At 49.7% G+C, this 15,910-nt stretch carries 14 protein-coding genes and 1 tRNA gene; 6 read left to right on the forward strand and 9 right to left on the reverse strand.

Going from position 1 to position 15,910, the window contains the following annotated elements:
• Positions 1 to 3: 3 nt before the first annotated feature.
• The 6 genes from Mpt1_RS02980 to atwA are packed head-to-tail and all read right to left on the reverse strand — an operon-like array spanning position 4 to position 5,803.
• A complete protein-coding gene (locus tag Mpt1_RS02980; RefSeq protein WP_048112004.1) occupies positions 4 to 1,227 on the reverse strand; it encodes a methanogenesis marker 15 protein in 1,224 nt (407 codons plus the stop codon).
• Positions 1,224 to 1,658 carry a methanogenesis marker 5 protein gene (locus Mpt1_RS02985; protein ID WP_048112006.1) on the reverse strand — a complete coding sequence of 145 codons (435 nt, stop codon included), beginning with the start codon at positions 1,656 to 1,658 and terminating at the stop codon, positions 1,224 to 1,226. Before Mpt1_RS02985 ends, Mpt1_RS02980 begins: the two co-directional genes overlap by 4 nt.
• Positions 1,655 to 2,077 (reverse strand): methanogenesis marker protein 6, encoded by a 423-nt coding sequence (locus tag Mpt1_RS02990; RefSeq protein WP_048112009.1) that lies wholly within the window; start codon positions 2,075 to 2,077, stop codon positions 1,655 to 1,657. The genes Mpt1_RS02985 and Mpt1_RS02990 overlap by 4 nt, the downstream gene beginning before the upstream one ends.
• The gene (gene mmp3, locus Mpt1_RS02995; protein WP_048112012.1) at positions 2,074 to 3,588 is read right to left on the reverse strand and encodes a methyl-coenzyme M reductase-associated protein Mmp3; all 1,515 of its coding nucleotides are present in this window, start codon (positions 3,586 to 3,588) and stop codon (positions 2,074 to 2,076) included. The genes Mpt1_RS02990 and mmp3 overlap by 4 nt, the downstream gene beginning before the upstream one ends.
• Position 3,589: 1 nt before the next feature.
• Positions 3,590 to 4,210, reverse strand: a complete 621-nt coding sequence (gene mcrC / locus Mpt1_RS03000) for a methyl-coenzyme M reductase I operon protein C (RefSeq protein ID WP_048112014.1) — start codon at positions 4,208 to 4,210, stop codon at positions 3,590 to 3,592.
• Between the two features lie 9 nt (positions 4,211 to 4,219).
• Positions 4,220 to 5,803, reverse strand: a complete 1,584-nt coding sequence (atwA, locus tag Mpt1_RS03005) for a methyl coenzyme M reductase system, component A2 (protein ID WP_048112016.1) — start codon at positions 5,801 to 5,803, stop codon at positions 4,220 to 4,222.
• A 293-nt stretch (positions 5,804 to 6,096) separates the two neighbouring features.
• Here atwA and Mpt1_RS07260 point away from each other — a divergent pair, with 293 nt between their 5' ends.
• From Mpt1_RS07260 to Mpt1_RS03030, 5 genes are all read left to right on the forward strand, one after another.
• Positions 6,097 to 7,056 carry a DUF2111 domain-containing protein gene (locus tag Mpt1_RS07260; RefSeq protein ID WP_052399262.1) on the forward strand — a complete coding sequence of 320 codons (960 nt, stop codon included), beginning with the start codon at positions 6,097 to 6,099 and terminating at the stop codon, positions 7,054 to 7,056.
• Positions 7,053 to 7,376 carry a DUF6951 family protein gene (locus Mpt1_RS03015; protein ID WP_048112020.1) on the forward strand — a complete coding sequence of 108 codons (324 nt, stop codon included), beginning with the start codon at positions 7,053 to 7,055 and terminating at the stop codon, positions 7,374 to 7,376. Before Mpt1_RS07260 ends, Mpt1_RS03015 begins: the two co-directional genes overlap by 4 nt.
• 82 nt (positions 7,377 to 7,458) lie before the next feature.
• Positions 7,459 to 8,007 carry a hypothetical protein gene (locus tag Mpt1_RS03020; RefSeq protein WP_048112022.1) on the forward strand — a complete coding sequence of 183 codons (549 nt, stop codon included), beginning with the start codon at positions 7,459 to 7,461 and terminating at the stop codon, positions 8,005 to 8,007.
• A gap of 46 nt (positions 8,008 to 8,053) precedes the next feature.
• The gene (locus Mpt1_RS03025; RefSeq protein ID WP_048112024.1) at positions 8,054 to 9,262 is read left to right on the forward strand and encodes a YcaO-related McrA-glycine thioamidation protein; all 1,209 of its coding nucleotides are present in this window, start codon (positions 8,054 to 8,056) and stop codon (positions 9,260 to 9,262) included.
• A 42-nt stretch (positions 9,263 to 9,304) separates the two neighbouring features.
• A complete protein-coding gene (locus tag Mpt1_RS03030; RefSeq protein ID WP_048112026.1) occupies positions 9,305 to 9,997 on the forward strand; it encodes a zinc ribbon domain-containing protein in 693 nt (230 codons plus the stop codon).
• Positions 9,998 to 10,017: 20 nt separating this feature from the next.
• Here the strand turns inward: Mpt1_RS03030 and Mpt1_RS03035 are convergent.
• Together Mpt1_RS03035 and Mpt1_RS03040 are read right to left on the reverse strand one after the other, a co-directional pair.
• Positions 10,018 to 10,090, reverse strand: a tRNA-Gly gene (locus Mpt1_RS03035).
• Positions 10,091 to 10,138: 48 nt separating this feature from the next.
• Entirely contained in the window at positions 10,139 to 11,656 is a 1,518-nt protein-coding gene (locus tag Mpt1_RS03040; protein ID WP_048112028.1) for a DUF1846 domain-containing protein, read from the reverse strand.
• A 167-nt stretch (positions 11,657 to 11,823) separates the two neighbouring features.
• Between Mpt1_RS03040 and Mpt1_RS03045 the strand changes: the two genes are divergently transcribed.
• Complete coding sequence (locus Mpt1_RS03045; RefSeq protein ID WP_082007233.1) at positions 11,824 to 13,236, forward strand: DEAD/DEAH box helicase; 1,413 nt, start codon at positions 11,824 to 11,826, stop codon at positions 13,234 to 13,236.
• Between the two features lie 6 nt (positions 13,237 to 13,242).
• Here Mpt1_RS03045 and Mpt1_RS03050 read toward each other — a convergent pair whose 3' ends face one another.
• Positions 13,243 to 15,861, reverse strand: coding sequence for a valine--tRNA ligase (locus Mpt1_RS03050; protein ID WP_048112030.1), 2,619 nt, complete (start codon positions 15,859 to 15,861; stop codon positions 13,243 to 13,245).
• Between the last annotated feature and the right edge of the window lie 49 nt (positions 15,862 to 15,910).

The raw sequence follows: 15,910 nt of genomic DNA on the forward strand, positions 1-15,910 counted from the left end.
ACCTCAGAGGAATCCGGAACTCAGGAGAGCGCCGCCCACGGCACCTATGTATTGTGAATTCGGCGGCACGATCGTTTGTTCACCTACGACCTCGCTCACTGCTTTCACCAGTCCGGTATTGAGCGACGTTCCGCCCACCTGTATAACGGGGTGGCGTATATCGATCTCCTGCAGCTGCTGCTCGTAAACCTGCTCGGCTACTGAATGGCACGCAGCGGCCGCAACATCCTCGAACCGCTTTCCTTCTCCGAGCATAGTGACAAGCCCCTGTATCCCAAAGACGGAACAATATGAATTCATCTTTGCTTTGCGCCAGTCTCCTTTCTCTGCCATTTTTCCAAGATCCTCTATCTTGACCTTCAGCCTGCTTGAGGTCATTTCCAGGAAACGTCCGGATGCACCTGCGCAGATGCCTCCCATGGTAAAGTTATCCGGTATCCCGTCCCTGACGGTTATGGCCTTGTTGTCCATTCCTCCTATGTCAAGTATGGTCGCCTCTCCTTTCTGCCTGTCCGCCAGCCATACCGCTCCTTTGGAGTTGACGGTTAGCTCCTCCTGTATAAGTTTCGCATTGAAATGCTTACCCAACGTGAACCTTCCGTATCCTGTGACCCCCATTGCCTCGATCTGTTTCAGCTTGATGCCGGCCTCTTTCATTGCATTTTCGAGCACCTGTGTGGCGGACTGCACCACATCGCCGGACGATGTCCAGTCCTTGCCGATGATCTTATTATCCTGCATGATGACCGCTTTCGTCGTACTTGATCCCGAGTCTATACCCGCAGTGAGACCGGTCTGCCTCGCCCTTGCCAGAAGTTCTTTTCTGGAAACGATGGTGACCAATGCCTCCATCCTTGTGAGCAGTTGCGCGGCCTTGAGTCTCTCCGTAAAAGAGTATGTGACCACAGGCAGCCTGGTGTTCTCCTGTATGAACCTTCTCAGCTCATTCCTTACGAGCGCTGCCTCGGCACACCTGAAGCATGTTGAAATGAAGACCGCATCGGCATCATATTTCTCATCTGCGAGCTGCACGGCCCTTGCGATCATGAGCTTCAGCTGGGGGGACTTTGGATTGAATCCGAATCTTTCCACTGCTGTTTTCACATCGGCATAGGATACATCCGGATAGACCATCTTTCCGCCGACGGATTGCGCCGCCTGTTCGATCTCGGACTGAACACTGCTGTATTCCGCACCGCATGATAATTGCGCGATCTTTATCGTCATTTCTTTCCCTCCAGGAATCGTTTTATCTGACCTATCGTGGCGACCGCTTCCTTTTCATCAGCGGGATATGTTACTTCTATCGCCGGGATCTTGCGCCTATGGATCAGATGTCTTACCATCTCATTCGAGCGCTCGCATCCGACACATCCGAAATTGAAGGGCGGATCCAACATTATTATCGCCGCGTCGGCCTGCTCTATGAGCGGCCCCCACAGTGCCAGTCTCCCCCTTATCCCGGAAGGGACCTCGACACCTGCATACTTCAGACCTGTGACCACATCATCCAACGTAACATTCATTGGAGGCATATCGATCTCGGCTTTGTCTATTCTTTCTTGGAGTGGCATCATCACACCCAGCGGTTCATGACCGAATCTCTCTACGAGGTCGAACAGGATCAGGCTGTTCGGCGGACTTATGAATACTTTCATCGGTTTGCCTCACATATCTTTTTGAATTTTTCAACAGGGAGTTTTTCCTTTTTTTTGGGGATATCGAATTTCTCCCCTCTCTCGCATGCGAGAAGGCCGTGTTTGACCAGATACAGTCCTTCCCATTCAGCTTCCAGCTGAGCGAATCCGGGTCTGGTGCCGTGATGTGCACGGCACCTTCTCATATCCCCTGCGGGATACGCCCTTGTTTTTGAATAAATGTCAAAGGGGTGTTTCTCTCTTATCTCGGCAAGGACCTCGCGGACATTTTTCCTCGGCCCTTCTACCACGGACCCGTAGCACGTTTCCTTAGCGGTCACTCCTTTCCCCATCGCATGCACCTCCCTGACCAGCTGATCGGGTGTGATCATGGAATCAGGAGATATCATGAATAGCCTGGTCTCTCTTTCCTCGCTCATTTTCTCTCCTCTGTAATATAAATCGTTTGTTCTTCTTCTACATCGCCGAGCCTCTTTAGGTCGTCGATGAACTTACCGATAATGTTCGTCCCATACGGCTCTTCTCCGGTGGGACCGTATTGTTTGCTGTCCTCAAGCCTTATACCGATAAGACCGTGGTGCGGTCTGGATTGGTTTGTTATGCCGATATCGCCTTTTTTGCACGTCTTGAACGGCTTCTCTTGGGGATACAGGTTCTTCGATCTGTCCTCATCCCCGTAGAATGTTATCATCGGCATGCCGGGGAATGCGAACTGTGTTTTCAACGAACCTATCGGTTTGTGGCTCAGGCCGGTCATCTTTTTGAAGTAGTGTACATCCGCCGCATTCGTTCCGTCAAGCTGTATCTTAAAGACCTTCCCATTCGGAACGCCCAGCGTTTCTATTTCGTTGCTGGCGATAGCCTTCAGCGTCATTTCCGGTGATTGTTCGACTATTATCGCTTCGTCTGCCACGTCGCCGACCCTTTTCTGCTTCAATCCGAGTTTTGATAGGAATTTCTCCCCGTCTGATTGGGTCATTCCGACTGACATTATCCTTGCCGGTTCGGTCACAAGGGTTATCTTCTCGCCTTTTTTCGCTTGTGATACTATGCCGAATCCTCTTTCCACCGTTCCCGCGCTGTTGTGTGCAGGACTGGTCTGCCTTCTTTCTTTGTATATAAGGATGCGACCTGCACCTAACCCGGTGTTCCTGACGGCGACGCTTCCGGCATCTCTTGTCTGGCTGTACTCGACTGGCATTTCCACATCGAGTTCCTCGCTGCAGCCAACGGCTGTGCCCATGGACTCGGTTATACTCAAATGGCCTTTTGCTCCCGATATCAATATCTGTTCGGCTGCCGCAGGTGACCTCTCGTCCAATCTTATAAACATGTTCGTATCGATGGAATATCCTTCATCCAGCTTGTATCCGAGATCCTTGGTCACGATGATCGTTTTATTACTGGATTCTGAGACAACGGGCCTGACATCGAGAAGTTTGTCACCTTCGGCTGAGAGATCCAAGATGTGCCTTCCGAGAGTTATCCTTCCTATTTTCCCGATGCTCGCACCGTATGATCTGGTGTGCTCTTTCTTTGCTATCATGATATATGTGGAGTGGTTATCGAAACCGCCCAGTGTGAAGAAACAGTCATATTTGCTGTAGTGCCTGTTTTCCCTGTCGATGGGGATGTCCGTCTTGAACGATCCGAATGCTATTATCTCCTTCGTCAGCCATCTGGCCGTAGAGCCTTTTACCGACTCTGTTATCGATCTGAACAGCTTTGCGCCGTCGGAATCCTCAAGCCGCAGCACCATCGTACCGTTAGAAGTGACAAGTTCGAATTCGTTCGTTTCCCCGATAAGCTTCTCGGTTGAAAGATGGATTGAAATCAGCGACCCCGGCTCATATATCTCGCCTTTTACAGCTTCCTTCAGGGTTGCGCCTTTTGCAACCTCTTTCTCTTTTCCGTTGACGGTGATCCTCATCTCAGTCGCCTCCGCGCGGCGGCAGGACCTGCTGCACCTTCGAAACTATCTCATCCAGTTTATCCTGCGGTGCGGTAACTCCTCTTATCACTCCGGTGATGATCTCTTTTATCTCGCCGCGTGTGTTGATGTCCTCGTCGGCCGGCATTACTCTCACGGTCTTAACGCCGATCGCCGCAAAGTCCTCAAAATCCACCGGTGCCTGAGCTACCACTATTGCTGGAATGTCAACATTTCTCAATATGAGTCTGGCTTTGTAGATTATATGCTGCCTGACGTTCCCGAGGTGGATTATGGCGACCTTGTACTGCTGTATCCTTTCGACCTCTATCGGATCCAGCCCGAAATATGTGGATGTGGTCATGTCCGGCGCGTCTGAAGGCACCCCTGACCCGGCGTTCACAACAAGCACGCTGGTATCGATCCCTTCTTCTCTCAAAGCATATGTTATCTCGCAGACCGGTTTCGTTATATGTCTTCTTCCCGGGCCCATTGCGATGACTATGACGTCCATACCGCTCTCTGATATTGTTGCTCTCGCGGCGAGCCCTCCGCCCACTCCCATTCCCATTGATTCTCTGCATTCCACAAAGCTCAGGTGTCTGCCGATCTGCTTTTTCATCGCACGGCCTCACTCCAACTTATTGAATTCAGAAATTATCTTTTCCGGCGTCCCGACATCCAATACCTTACCGTTTGCCATGAATGCCGCGCGGTCGCAGCAGTTAAGGATGAAGTCCATATCATGGCTTACAACAATGAATGTTTCGTCGAGGTCGTCCCTTGCTTTGAGGACGGATTTTGCTATTATCACCTTAGTTATAGGATCCATTGTTCCGGTGGGTTCGTCGAGGATTATTATCTTCGGTTCTTTGATAAGCACCTGTGCGAAAGCGATCCTCTGACATTCTCCCACACTCAGAGAATCGGGATATGAATAGAGCGTCTTCTCTATGTCGTTCTTCGGGAATCCTACGCTGAGGAGTACCTGTATGGCTTTCATTTTTGCAAGTTCGGCGGGCATCTTCATCCCTATCGATGTGGAGAGGTTCTGAAGAACTGTGTCGAAAGGATACAGCGAATACTCTTGGTGAAGGAATCCGATATACGGGGTCGCCCTCCCTTTGCCGGAGAACCCCTCCTCAGACATGTTCACCCAATCCTCGCCGATCCTTATCATCACTTTGCCTGATGTGACCGGCGTCATTCCCGCTATCATCCTGGATGTTGTCGTCTTTCCTGCGCCGGACAGCCCCACCATGGCAAAGACCTCTCTTTCTTTTATTTCAAGTGTCACGCCGTCGACTGCCTTCACCACTCCCCTTGAAACGGAGAAATAATGTTTTCTCGCATCTTCGAGCATTATCAGCGGCTTTCCGGCCTCCTTGCCCGCCTCTTTCTCGAAGTGGTAGTCTGCCATGAATTTTTCTGTTACCTCTTTGGGGTCGCCCTCCATAACAACATTGCCTGCGTCCAGCCATACCGCATAGTCGGACATCTCCTCCACGGCCTCAGGCCAGTGTGAGGCAAGGATCATGCAGATCTTGTGCTCTCTCACATACTCGACAAGTCTTTTGTGAATGAGTGCGGATGTGTGCGGGTCCAACGTTCCCGTAGGCTCGTCCGCAAGGAAGAACAGCGGCTCTTTTGCAAGCTGTCTCGCCATCACGACCCGCTGCTTTTCCCCTCCGGACAGATCCCTTGCGATGTGTGTTGCACGGTGTGTCATATTAACAAACTCCAGAACGCTGACGGCTTTATCGACGCGTTTTGGATCGTTCGGGTCGAGGACCTCTAGGATATTCTCAATGACGGATTTGTCTCCGAAAAGTGCGAATGTCCTCTGTATCATTATTGCGATCCGTCCCTTCAGCTCTTGCCTTACGGGGTCGTACTCTTTCAGGCCCCAGTAGTCAATATCCTCTTTTTTTGATTCAGCACCGCATTTTGAGCATTTGACGCCCGGAAACGGGAGATCCATATTGCCGCATTTGGGACAGCGGTTCACATGGTAGATCAAACGACCGGAGTCCGGGCCGTAGCCCTCACTGCCTCTTATCATATGGATAAGAACACTCTTCCCGGCAGCACTCTTACCGATCAATCCCAATGTTTTTCCTGTTGAAATCTTTGCACTAACATTTTTCAGGACCACTCTTCCGTTAAAAGATTTGGTCACATTCTCTATGGTCAGAAGATCGACCGGCTCGTCCATGAGTATGCAAAGTATCCAACAGATATAAAATATAGGAACAAACAAAATATCGCATACCCGAATATTGATGGCTTTTCGGAGACTTTGAACAAAATTGGCCCTTAACACCGCTGATCCCGATGCATGGATCCGGAAACTATGCCTTCAAAAATCAGATGAAAAATTGTGCCGCGGATGACGGCTGTGTGTTACGAGATCGAGTGTTATTATAAGCGACGGCGGACGGATCTCCGATGAAAAATGCTCTTCTGTGTTGCGTTACCTTTTTTAGATTGGATGCCCTATATATCCACATGGCATACCGAAAAACCTCCCATCTTGGCGGGCCGGTACCGAAGTTCGGAGACTATCACGTTTGGAAGACACTCTATTGTATTGCCAAATACAGTCCTCTGGGCAGGAAGAGTTTGGCTGCGCATCTGAAGATAGGGGAAGGAAGCACGAGGACGATCCTGAACATGCTCCAGGATGACGGCGTCGTTGCTATCAACAAGAACGGCGTCATCTTGACAAAAGCAGGCTTGGACATCTGGAAGACCGTAAAGATGGACCTGCATGCCGTCCGCATTCCGGAACTGACCATCGGCAAATGCGACTGTGCCGTGAGAGTCCCGGGGATGGCGGGGAATATCAAATTCGGATGTGAAGAGAGAGATGTCGCAATAAAGAACGGGGCGATGGGCGCTACCACGCTGATCTGCTCCAACAATATGTTGATCTTCCCGGGTTCATACTATCCTGTCGACCAAAAAATAGAGAACAGACTCAGAGACCATCTGGATATTATGGACGGAGATGCTGTCATCATCGGTACGGCATCCGATGACGACCGTGCGGAATTAGGTGCGGTCACCGCCGCCCTTGAGACTATGGGCGGGTTAAGAATAAGACGCGAACTTGACGATTTGCTCACATATAGGAGTACCGGGAGCGAATTGCTTTCGCTTGCCTTTGCGATACATGATCTCGTCGGAGGTCTGCCGGTGTGTGCGAAGAGCAGGGATAATCTCGGAATAAGGATAGAAGAAGGCAAGGTCATAGACAATGCTTACACAGGCGCCGTACTTGAAGAAGTAATTAATGCAGGTACGACAGTACGGAAGACTGCAATGTCGGGGCCGTACAAAGGAATAAGAGTTATCGTAACACCCATAGAGCTTGACAACAAGGTCATTGCCGCCATCGGCGTTGTCGATATCAGAAGTATGGCCGGTGTAAACAATTTGATCAGACTAAAGAGTGATGATGAATGAGCAATGAATGTAAAGTAACCGTAGATGCTGGCGTATGCAAAATGAAGACTGTCGTAGTAGCGAAAGCGAACCCCGACACAGGCATGATCGATCTGGTGATAGAAAGTGACTGCCCCCATGTTCTCAAGATGTCCTGGTCCTTGCAGCCCATCTGTCCGTATACTGAGGTGGAAGCGGCGATGAACCAGACCGAGGTCTATAAAATGGCCAGCGAGGCCTTGCCGCACGCAGCTTGCCCCGTCCCATGCGGAATGATCAAAGCTGTAGAGGTCGCGGGAGACCTCGGGCTCAAAAGGGATGTTGTGATCAAGGTCGAATAAAAATACAGTCATAGGAGCTGAAATGCTCCTGACACCTTTTTCTACAGTTAACTGTTTATAATCATCCTTCCATTTTACATTCATGAGCAAAAAGTCCCCCAGCAAACCTCTGGAGATAATAAAAGGTATGAAAGGTGTTGTGAACGCATTCTATCTTGACAAGACGGTCCTCGACCAGATGAGAGCTGAAGAGGGTAAGGTAAAGGCCATGGGCGACATTGCCGTCCTCAATCAGGGGTTCAACGATGCCCTCGAAAAGGATCATGTGATCGCGATCATCAAGGATCCGCGTTTCAGACCTCCGCCGGAACCCACCGTCATCCTGGTTGCCAACACGGGAGAGATAATGGGGCTCGAAGTTTTTCCGTTCACCGCAAAGGAGTACCTTAACAGAGAGGATGTGGTCTGGCTTTCGGATGCTTTTGTCCTGTTCCCAAATGTGAAAGGCAAAGGAGGAGAGAGATTCATCATGCCGCCGGTATCATTCCCGGAGCTCAACGAGAGCAATGGATGCAGCGGTGTTGTTTCTTGCAGCCCCGCACCGACGTGCGACCTCATTATGAGAAAATATTACGACCTTAAAGACGACCCCAAGCTTGCGAGCGTGCTTGTGGGATTCAACGACCTGTGATATTCGAAATTAAAATATATCATATTGAATACATCCAGACACACCCATGATACTTAACAGATGTCCGAAATATTCGCCCGGTGCGGGAATAAGAGTGGTGCCTCCAGAGAAGACGTTGGAAAGGGTCCTTCCCATACTCCCGCGGATCGGGATATGCGACCCTTTGGACATCACTCCGTTAGACAACATAGGCATACCGGTTTTCGCTGTGGACCGCCCCGGCGCTTCAAAGGGGGCTGTCAAGAACTATAACGGAAAGGGCGCTACACCGGAGCAGGCGAAAGCATCGGCTGCGATGGAAGCGATCGAAAGATACAGTGCGGAACGGCGCGATACGGACGAGGTCGTGTACGGCACTTTGCAGCAGGCGATGAACGTCGGCATGACAGTGGATCCAAAGGACCTTATACTTCCTCTCAGGACCCTCGGCGTTTATGATACGGCGGAGATCGCTTGGGTATTGGGATATGAGCTGCTCAGAGGCGCCCAGATATGGATCCCGGCCTGTGCGGTCTTCCATCCTTATTTCCCAGACAGCGATCTCCCCTTATTCAGATATCATACGAACGGTATCGCTTCCGGGAACACCGTGGAAGAAGCTATCCTTCATGCACTGTTCGAGTTGATCGAAAGGGATGCTTGGTCCATGGCGGAAGGACGCGGCAGGGCGTTCGCAGATGTTGTTGTGGAGGAGGATTCCGTCCCGGGAAAGCTGTTGAGAAAGATGGAGGATAAAGGGGTCAAGATACACCTCAAGGACCTGACGCACGATATCGGTATTCCGACAATAGGTGCCGCTGCGGACGATACGGTTTCAAAGGACCCGGAACTCCTTACTATCGGAGTGGGGACGCATCTTAACCCGGAGATCGCATGCATACGCGCCATCACAGAGGTCGCACAGAGCAGGACCACACACAAACACGGCGTCAAGGGGAACGCACGCCTGTTGAAGATAGCGAACGACATGGGATATGATAAAATAAAATCCGTCAACTCTCTTTGGTATAGAGATCTGAACGAGAAAGTTCATCTGAAAGATATGATTGATCTTTCCACCCCATATGTTCTGGATGACATCGAGGTCGTTCTTGACAGGCTTGTGCAGACAGGTTTCGACATGGTGATCGTTTCCGACCTTACACGGCCCGAAACGGGAATACCTGTCGTGAGGATGACAGTGCCAGGTCTGGAGGTATCCACTATGGATCCGGAGAGAGAAGGCGCCAGACTCAACGGTATGTGGAATGAATGACCGCTTTTGTGTTTATGCAGAAATTATAATGTATGAGTGCATATGGTCAAACCGATGGCTCTGGTCGCGATTAGGTGTCCGAACTGCGGCGGTACGGTCCAGTTCGAAGAAAAAATGAACTCGGGATTCTGTGTACACTGCGGCAATAAGATCGCAAATGAGCACCCCGCAATTGAACAGGTACCGACCGATCATGATTCAAAAATGGCTTACTATCTGAAAAAAGCAAAAGGATCCCTGACAGATCATGATTGGGATACCGCGGACGGACTGGTGAATAACATACTGAAGCTGGACCCCGACTGCAAGGACGCTTGGTATATGCAGGCCCTTCTGCACCGCAGGGACGGTACATCTGAAAGCATAATTGAGAAAGCGGAAAGCGGCGGGAAGAGGGACTACGGCGTGTTCTCCAAGGAGGACATATCAAAGTGCTGGGGAGAATTCGACCTGACGGTCAAATATGAAATTTCAAAAAGGACCACCCTTACCGTAAAAACACTCGTAGTGATCGACGGGAAGGACTCGTTCCCGCTTGAAAGGGGCAAAAGCACGATCTTCGGAGTGAACTCAGGCACGCATGATATCACAGCCCAGTTCATAATGAAAAAGGGTTTGACGAAGGGAGATAATATGTCCTTCATCGCCTCCAAAGATCATGAATTCGTGATAAAAACGTCTACTTCCGGCATGATAATGGTCTATATCGAGCCAAAAATAGTTCAGATAAGTTGAGACTTTTGAGAAAGTATGAGTGCGACTGCCGGGATTCGAACCCGAGTTCTAACCTTGGCAAGGTCAAGTGATAACCAACTACACTACGGTCGCAGTGTCTCTGGCAAGATATTTTTTACATATAAATGTTATCATCTTTTTTCATATCTTGCGCTGACCTTGGAACAGAGCATTGTTCTGATAGACCGGTTCGCAGGTAATATTGAGCCCTAATCTTTTCAGGGTGGATTCTTCCACGGACGAGAGTATCACAGAAGAATGCATCTCGCATCCCCTCAGCTTGGGAAGTTGTTCGAGTGCGACCTTCGCTCTGGTATCGGTAAGCGCAGATATCGAAAGTGCGATCAACATCTCGTCCACGTGGAGTTTTGTATTCTTAAACCCAAGATTCTCCGTTTTCAGTGCCTGGATAGGCTCCAGTACTGTCGGCGATATCAGCAGGACGCTGTCATCCATGCCCGCCATGGTCTTCAAAGCGTTGAGTATCATCGCGGAGCTGGCGCCAAGCAGCATCGACGTCCTGCCGGTCAGTATCGTCCCGTCCTCCAACTCCACTCCGGATACGGCTGTGGCCTCGAGAACCGAGGGATCTTTATTGAGGGTCTCCGCTCTTTTCATTACAACGCCGATTACCTTCCTTTCACCTGAACCGATCGATGCGTTCTTCATCAACAATTCCATTCTGGCCACCATCTCGTCTGATGCCATGCCCTGTTTCCTGTCTTTCAGCAGATCGTAATAGCGTCTTATCACTTCAAGCCTCGACGCTGCGGAGACCACTTCTTCGTCTGTGATGCAGAACCCGGCCATGTTCACGCCCATGTCCGTCGGCGACTTATAGGGAGATTCGCCGGATATGCTTTTCAAAATTGAATTCAGGACGGGGAATATCTCGATGTCCCTGTTGTAATTGACCGCTTGTTTGGAATACACTTCCAAGTGATAGGGGTCGATCATGTTCACATCCACAATATCTATCGTCGCCGCTTCGTATGCAACGTTAATAGGGTGTTTGAGGGGTAAGTTCCAAATGGGGAATGTCTCGAACTTGGCATATCCGGCAGAAACTCCTTTTTTGTTCTCATGATATAGCTGTGAAAGGCATGTGGCCATCTTGCCGCTGCCGGGTCCCGGTGCGGTAACAACGACCAGCGGCCTGCTTGTCCTTATGTAATCGTTCTTCCCAAAGCCTTTTTCGCTGACGATCTTCTCGACATCAAGAGGATAGCCTTCGATAGAGTTGTGCCTGTATACCTTGATGTTCAATGCTTTCAGACGTTTCTCGAATACGACCACCGCAGGCTGTGAAACATACTGAGTAAGCACGATGCTGTCGGCGAGGATCCCTCTTTCCCTGAACGAATCGACCAATCTGAGAGCTTCCATGTCATATGTTATTCCGTTATCTCCCCTCATCTTGTTCTTCGCAATGTCGCCGGCATTGACGACGACGATCGCTTCAAGGCTGTCCTTCAGTTCCATGAGCATCTTTATTTTGCTGTCGGGGCTGAACCCCGGAAGCACCCGAGAAGCATGGAAGTCGTCAAAGAGCTTGCCACCGAATTCGAGATACAGCTTGCCACCGAACTTGTCGATCCTTTTTCTTATATTTTCAGACTGTATCCTGATGTACTTCTCGTTGTCAAACCCCATTCTCATATTAACGTGAAAAGGAGATAGCTTTCGCTTCTAAATAAGGTTATCCCGCTTTTTCGATCGCTTTCTACTTAGGTAAGTATTTATTATTATGGAGAATTAACAACAACGAAACAGAGATGTCTGCGTTATAGTCGCAGGCTGTTTGGATTCAGATCAGTGATGTATAAATGATCTCAAATTTCACAGACCTAGGTATTTCAGAAGATATTGCAAAAGCCATGGATGACATCGGTTGGGAAGAACCCACCCCCATACAAAAAGCATCGATCCCGTTGGGTTTGAAGGGGACTGATATGTTCGGGCAGGCCCAGACCGGAACAGGAAAGACCGGTGCGTTCGGAACAATAATCCTTCAAAGGACGGAGCCGAAACAGAGACTTCCCACATCGATAATCCTTGTGCCTACAAGGGAGCTTGCCAACCAGGTGTCCGATCAGCTGACGGATATCGCAAAATACACCGGACATAAAAGCGTCCCGATATACGGCGGAGCCAGCATCGAGGGGCAAATGAAGCAGTTGGAAAAAGGTGCGGATATCATCGCCGGGACCCCCGGAAGGGTGAAGGATATGATCAACAGAGGCATCCTCAATCTCAGCAAGATCGAGATCATGGTCCTGGATGAAGCGGACAGGATGTTGGACATGGGATTCATCGAGGATATTGAAGATATTCTCAAAGCGATGCCGAGGAACAGACAGACGCTGCTTTTCTCAGCAACGATGTCCGAGGACGTGAAACGTCTGGCCGGCGACTATATGATCAAACCGAAAGAGATCAGCGTCTCTCAGGACGAGGTCGTTCTGGATCTAACAAAACAATATTACATACCGGTGGGGAGAAGGAACAAATCCTGGGCACTGACAAGGATACTCGATATCGATAAACCCAAAGCGATAATATTCTGCCAAACAAAGAAAATGGTCGATATACTCGACGAAAGGCTCACAAGCTTCCGTTATAAGGTCAAGGCCATCCATGGAGATATGCCTCAGTCGAAAAGAGAAAGGGTGCTCAGCGATTTCAAAGAGGATAAGATAGAGATACTCATAGCAACGGACGTTGCCGCGAGAGGCCTGGATATAGATGATATCTCTTACGTTATCAACTACGACATGCCTGAGGACATCGAGACATACATCCACAGAATTGGACGTACCGGAAGGGCAGGCAAGGAGGGAGTTGCCATCTCTTTCGTTACTACTGAAGAGGAATACCTTATCAGAGAATTCGAGCTCAGGACAGAAATGAAGATCGAGAAAAGAGATGTTCCGGAGGGTGAGGAAGGAACAAAAGACACCATAAGAAGAGTGGTCGACTATGATCAGCTCTCTGATGTTTACGGTATGGTGAAGTTCGAGATCAATCTTGGGAAGAATGACGGTCTCGGAAAGGTAAGTCTCGCAGAGCATTTGATCAGAGCAGCTAAGATCAGAGATTTCGCAATAGGAAAGATCGAACTCGGACCAGAATCATCGGTTGTCGAAGTACACAAAGACTTCGGGAACAGGATGACAATGGATCTACCCAAGGTGAAATTCAAAAATAAGAGAGTTACCGTGAAAGTGGTGCAGAACTGACCTCGGTCAGATCTCCAACACGATCAGGGTGTTTCCGAGCTGGATCGTCTCGACTGTTTTGCCGTCGAGCGTCAATCTTTTTTCAGCTTCCCAGAACTCTTGTGCCAGCGTCATCTTTTCTCCGTCGACGGTGATCTTTAATCCTGCCGGTGTGATCGAGTTGACGGCGTCCTTGGGAGACAATGCGGAAAGGGCCGCAACTATTCCTTTTGCCTGTGCCTTGAATGCCGGACCGAGCTTTGCATGAACGGGTTTGATCGCAACGATCTCCTCCTTCAGTTCAGCCTTCTTCAGGAATATCAGGTCTTTGATCTTCGATGTCTCGGTGATATCCTGAGATGCTTTTTCAAGCACAAGCACATCCTCTCCGATTATCTCGACCTTGGACAGTTCCGCATTCAAGGGCATCTTCTTTTCCGATTTCCAGGCCCTTATCGCAGATGTGATCTCTGTGATCGCCCTGCCGATCCCGATCGCTTCCTCATCAACGAAGATCGATGACGGCCAATCCATTATGTGTATGCTCTTGGACTTTTCGTATTTGGCAAAATGCTCCTGATAGACGTCCTCAGTAACATGAGGCATGAACGGTGCCAGCATCTTTATGCTTCTCAGGAAAACATTATAGAGAGTGTACTTAACTGCGGGGTCTTTCCTCATCTTTGCCATTTCTATGTAATTGTCGGCGAACTCATGCCAGATGAATGACTCCACTTCTTTCAACGCCTTATCGAATTGATACTGGTCGAGATATTCCGTCACCGCTTCCCGTGTCTCGGAGTAACGGCTTATTATCCATTTATCTGATTCTCTGAACACTCCCGTCTTAGAAGGTTTGCTGTCGAAGAACCTTCCGACGAACTGACCGATGTTGAATATCTTGTTGGCAAGCTTCTTCCCTCTTGTGACGTCGGCCTCTCTGAATGCATGGTCCGTGCCGAGGGAACACGATGCGGCGAAATACCTCAGCGCATCGGCCCCGTGGTTCTCTAAGATGGGGATGGGATTGATCACATTTCCGACCGAGGAGTGCATCGGCGTCCCGTCCGGGGCCATGATGAATCCGTGTATCATGATATCCTCCCATGGGATGGATTGTTCAAGCTGCTCCGCTCTGAGGATGGAATAGAATGCCCAGGTCCTTATGATATCGTGGGATTGCGGCCTCATGCTCATGGGGAAGAACTTCTTATGGAGTTCGTCGTCTCTCTTCCAGAACGTGTTGTAAAGCGATGAGCCGGACGAGTCCATCCATGTATCGAAGACATCGGTGCAGCCGATGAGTTTTCCTTTACATTTCGGACACTTCTCAACTGGCGGGGCATCCGTTGTCGGATCGACATAACACTGCTCCTCTGTCGCACAAACGGCCTCTCCGCATTCTTCGCATTCCCATACGGGGACCGGTGTTGCAAAGATACGCTGTCTGCTTAAGACCCAGTCCCATTCCAGAGAATTGACCCAATCCTGAAGCCTTATTTTCATGAATTCGGGATACCACTTTATCTCATCGGCCCTCTTGAGCACCTGTTCTTTAAGTTCAAGCGTTTTCAGGAACCACTGAGGAACCTGAAGGAACTCGACAGGCGTGCTGCATCTCCAGCAGACCGAGACCTGCTGGGGCGAATCCTTCTGTTCGACCAATATCCCGGATGCTTTGAGATCGGCGATGATGGCCGCCCTCGCCTCCTTCACCGGCATTCCGACGTATTTTCCGGCAAGTTCGGTCATCTTACCGGCCTCGTCGATACCTTTCTCCATCTCCAGGTGGTACTTCATCACCCATTCCAGATCGTCCTTGTCGCCGATGGTGCATATCATTACATTCCCGGTTCCGAACTCCGGATCGACCTTCGGATCTGCTATGACCTTCACTTTACGCCCATAAATCGGGGTAACAAGCTCTTTTCCGATAAGGTGCTGCTTCTCTTTATCATCCGGATGGACGGCTACGACCTTGCAGGTGCATATCAACTCAGGCCTGGTGGTTGCGATCATCACATGACCGCTTTTTCCTGCGATACCGAACTTGATGAAATTCAATTTCGTGACGTTGTCCTTATGATCCACTTCTGCGTCGGCGAGAGCGGTCATACATCTTGGGCACCAGTTGATAGGGAATGCGGCTTTGTAGACCATGCCTTTGTTGAATAATTCAACGAACGATATCTGAGTGATCCTTCTGTAATATGGGGCATCCGTCTGATAGTAGATGCTCGGATCCATACTTTCCCCGAGTATCTCAAAGTGATGCGTCATCTCGTCTACGAACCCGTTTGCATACTCGCTGCAGAGTTTTCTGTACTCCTCTCTTGGAAGATCGAGCTTCGTGATGTTGTGTTTCTTCTCCACCTTTACTTCGATAGGAGTGCCGTTAACGTCGAAACACAACGGGAAAAAGACGTTGTAGCCTCTCATCCTTTTGTATCTCGCCGCGAAATCGATAAGCGAGTATCCGGTGGCATGACCCAGATGGAGGGAGCCGGATGTGTACCTGGGAGGATTGTCGATGCTGTACGCAGGCTTTTCTGATTCCGGATCGAAGTGATAGATCTCTTCGTCTTTCCACATCTTCTGCCAGCGTCTCTCGACTGAGATTGAATCGTACTGTGACATTTTGAACATACTGTTATTGGGATAAGATAAAAAAAGGTTATGAAAGAAGTTTAGGATC

The sequence above is a fragment of the Candidatus Methanoplasma termitum genome (assembly GCF_000800805.1).
GTDB lineage: Archaea > Thermoplasmatota > Thermoplasmata > Methanomassiliicoccales > Methanomethylophilaceae > Methanoplasma > Methanoplasma termitum.

What these genes read in the sequence shown, in the direction of transcription:
- Mpt1_RS02980 (WP_048112004.1), bottom strand. Translation starts at nt 1,227, where the DNA reads ATGACGATAAAGATCGCGCAATTATCATGCGGTGCGGAATACAGCAGT.
- Mpt1_RS02985 (WP_048112006.1), bottom strand. Translation starts at nt 1,658, where the DNA reads ATGAAAGTATTCATAAGTCCGCCGAACAGCCTGATCCTGTTCGACCTC.
- Mpt1_RS02990 (WP_048112009.1), bottom strand. Translation starts at nt 2,077, where the DNA reads ATGAGCGAGGAAAGAGAGACCAGGCTATTCATGATATCTCCTGATTCC.
- mmp3 (WP_048112012.1), bottom strand. Translation starts at nt 3,588, where the DNA reads ATGAGGATCACCGTCAACGGAAAAGAGAAAGAGGTTGCAAAAGGCGCA.
- mcrC (WP_048112014.1), bottom strand. Translation starts at nt 4,210, where the DNA reads ATGAAAAAGCAGATCGGCAGACACCTGAGCTTTGTGGAATGCAGAGAA.
- atwA (WP_048112016.1), bottom strand. Translation starts at nt 5,803, where the DNA reads ATGGACGAGCCGGTCGATCTTCTGACCATAGAGAATGTGACCAAATCT.
- Mpt1_RS07260 (WP_052399262.1), top strand. Translation starts at nt 6,097, where the DNA reads ATGGCATACCGAAAAACCTCCCATCTTGGCGGGCCGGTACCGAAGTTC.
- Mpt1_RS03015 (WP_048112020.1), top strand. Translation starts at nt 7,053, where the DNA reads ATGAGCAATGAATGTAAAGTAACCGTAGATGCTGGCGTATGCAAAATG.
- Mpt1_RS03020 (WP_048112022.1), top strand. Translation starts at nt 7,459, where the DNA reads ATGAGCAAAAAGTCCCCCAGCAAACCTCTGGAGATAATAAAAGGTATG.
- Mpt1_RS03025 (WP_048112024.1), top strand. Translation starts at nt 8,054, where the DNA reads ATGATACTTAACAGATGTCCGAAATATTCGCCCGGTGCGGGAATAAGA.
- Mpt1_RS03030 (WP_048112026.1), top strand. Translation starts at nt 9,305, where the DNA reads ATGGTCAAACCGATGGCTCTGGTCGCGATTAGGTGTCCGAACTGCGGC.
- Mpt1_RS03040 (WP_048112028.1), bottom strand. Translation starts at nt 11,656, where the DNA reads ATGAGAATGGGGTTTGACAACGAGAAGTACATCAGGATACAGTCTGAA.
- Mpt1_RS03045 (WP_082007233.1), top strand. Translation starts at nt 11,824, where the DNA reads ATGATCTCAAATTTCACAGACCTAGGTATTTCAGAAGATATTGCAAAA.
- Mpt1_RS03050 (WP_048112030.1), bottom strand. Translation starts at nt 15,861, where the DNA reads ATGTTCAAAATGTCACAGTACGATTCAATCTCAGTCGAGAGACGCTGG.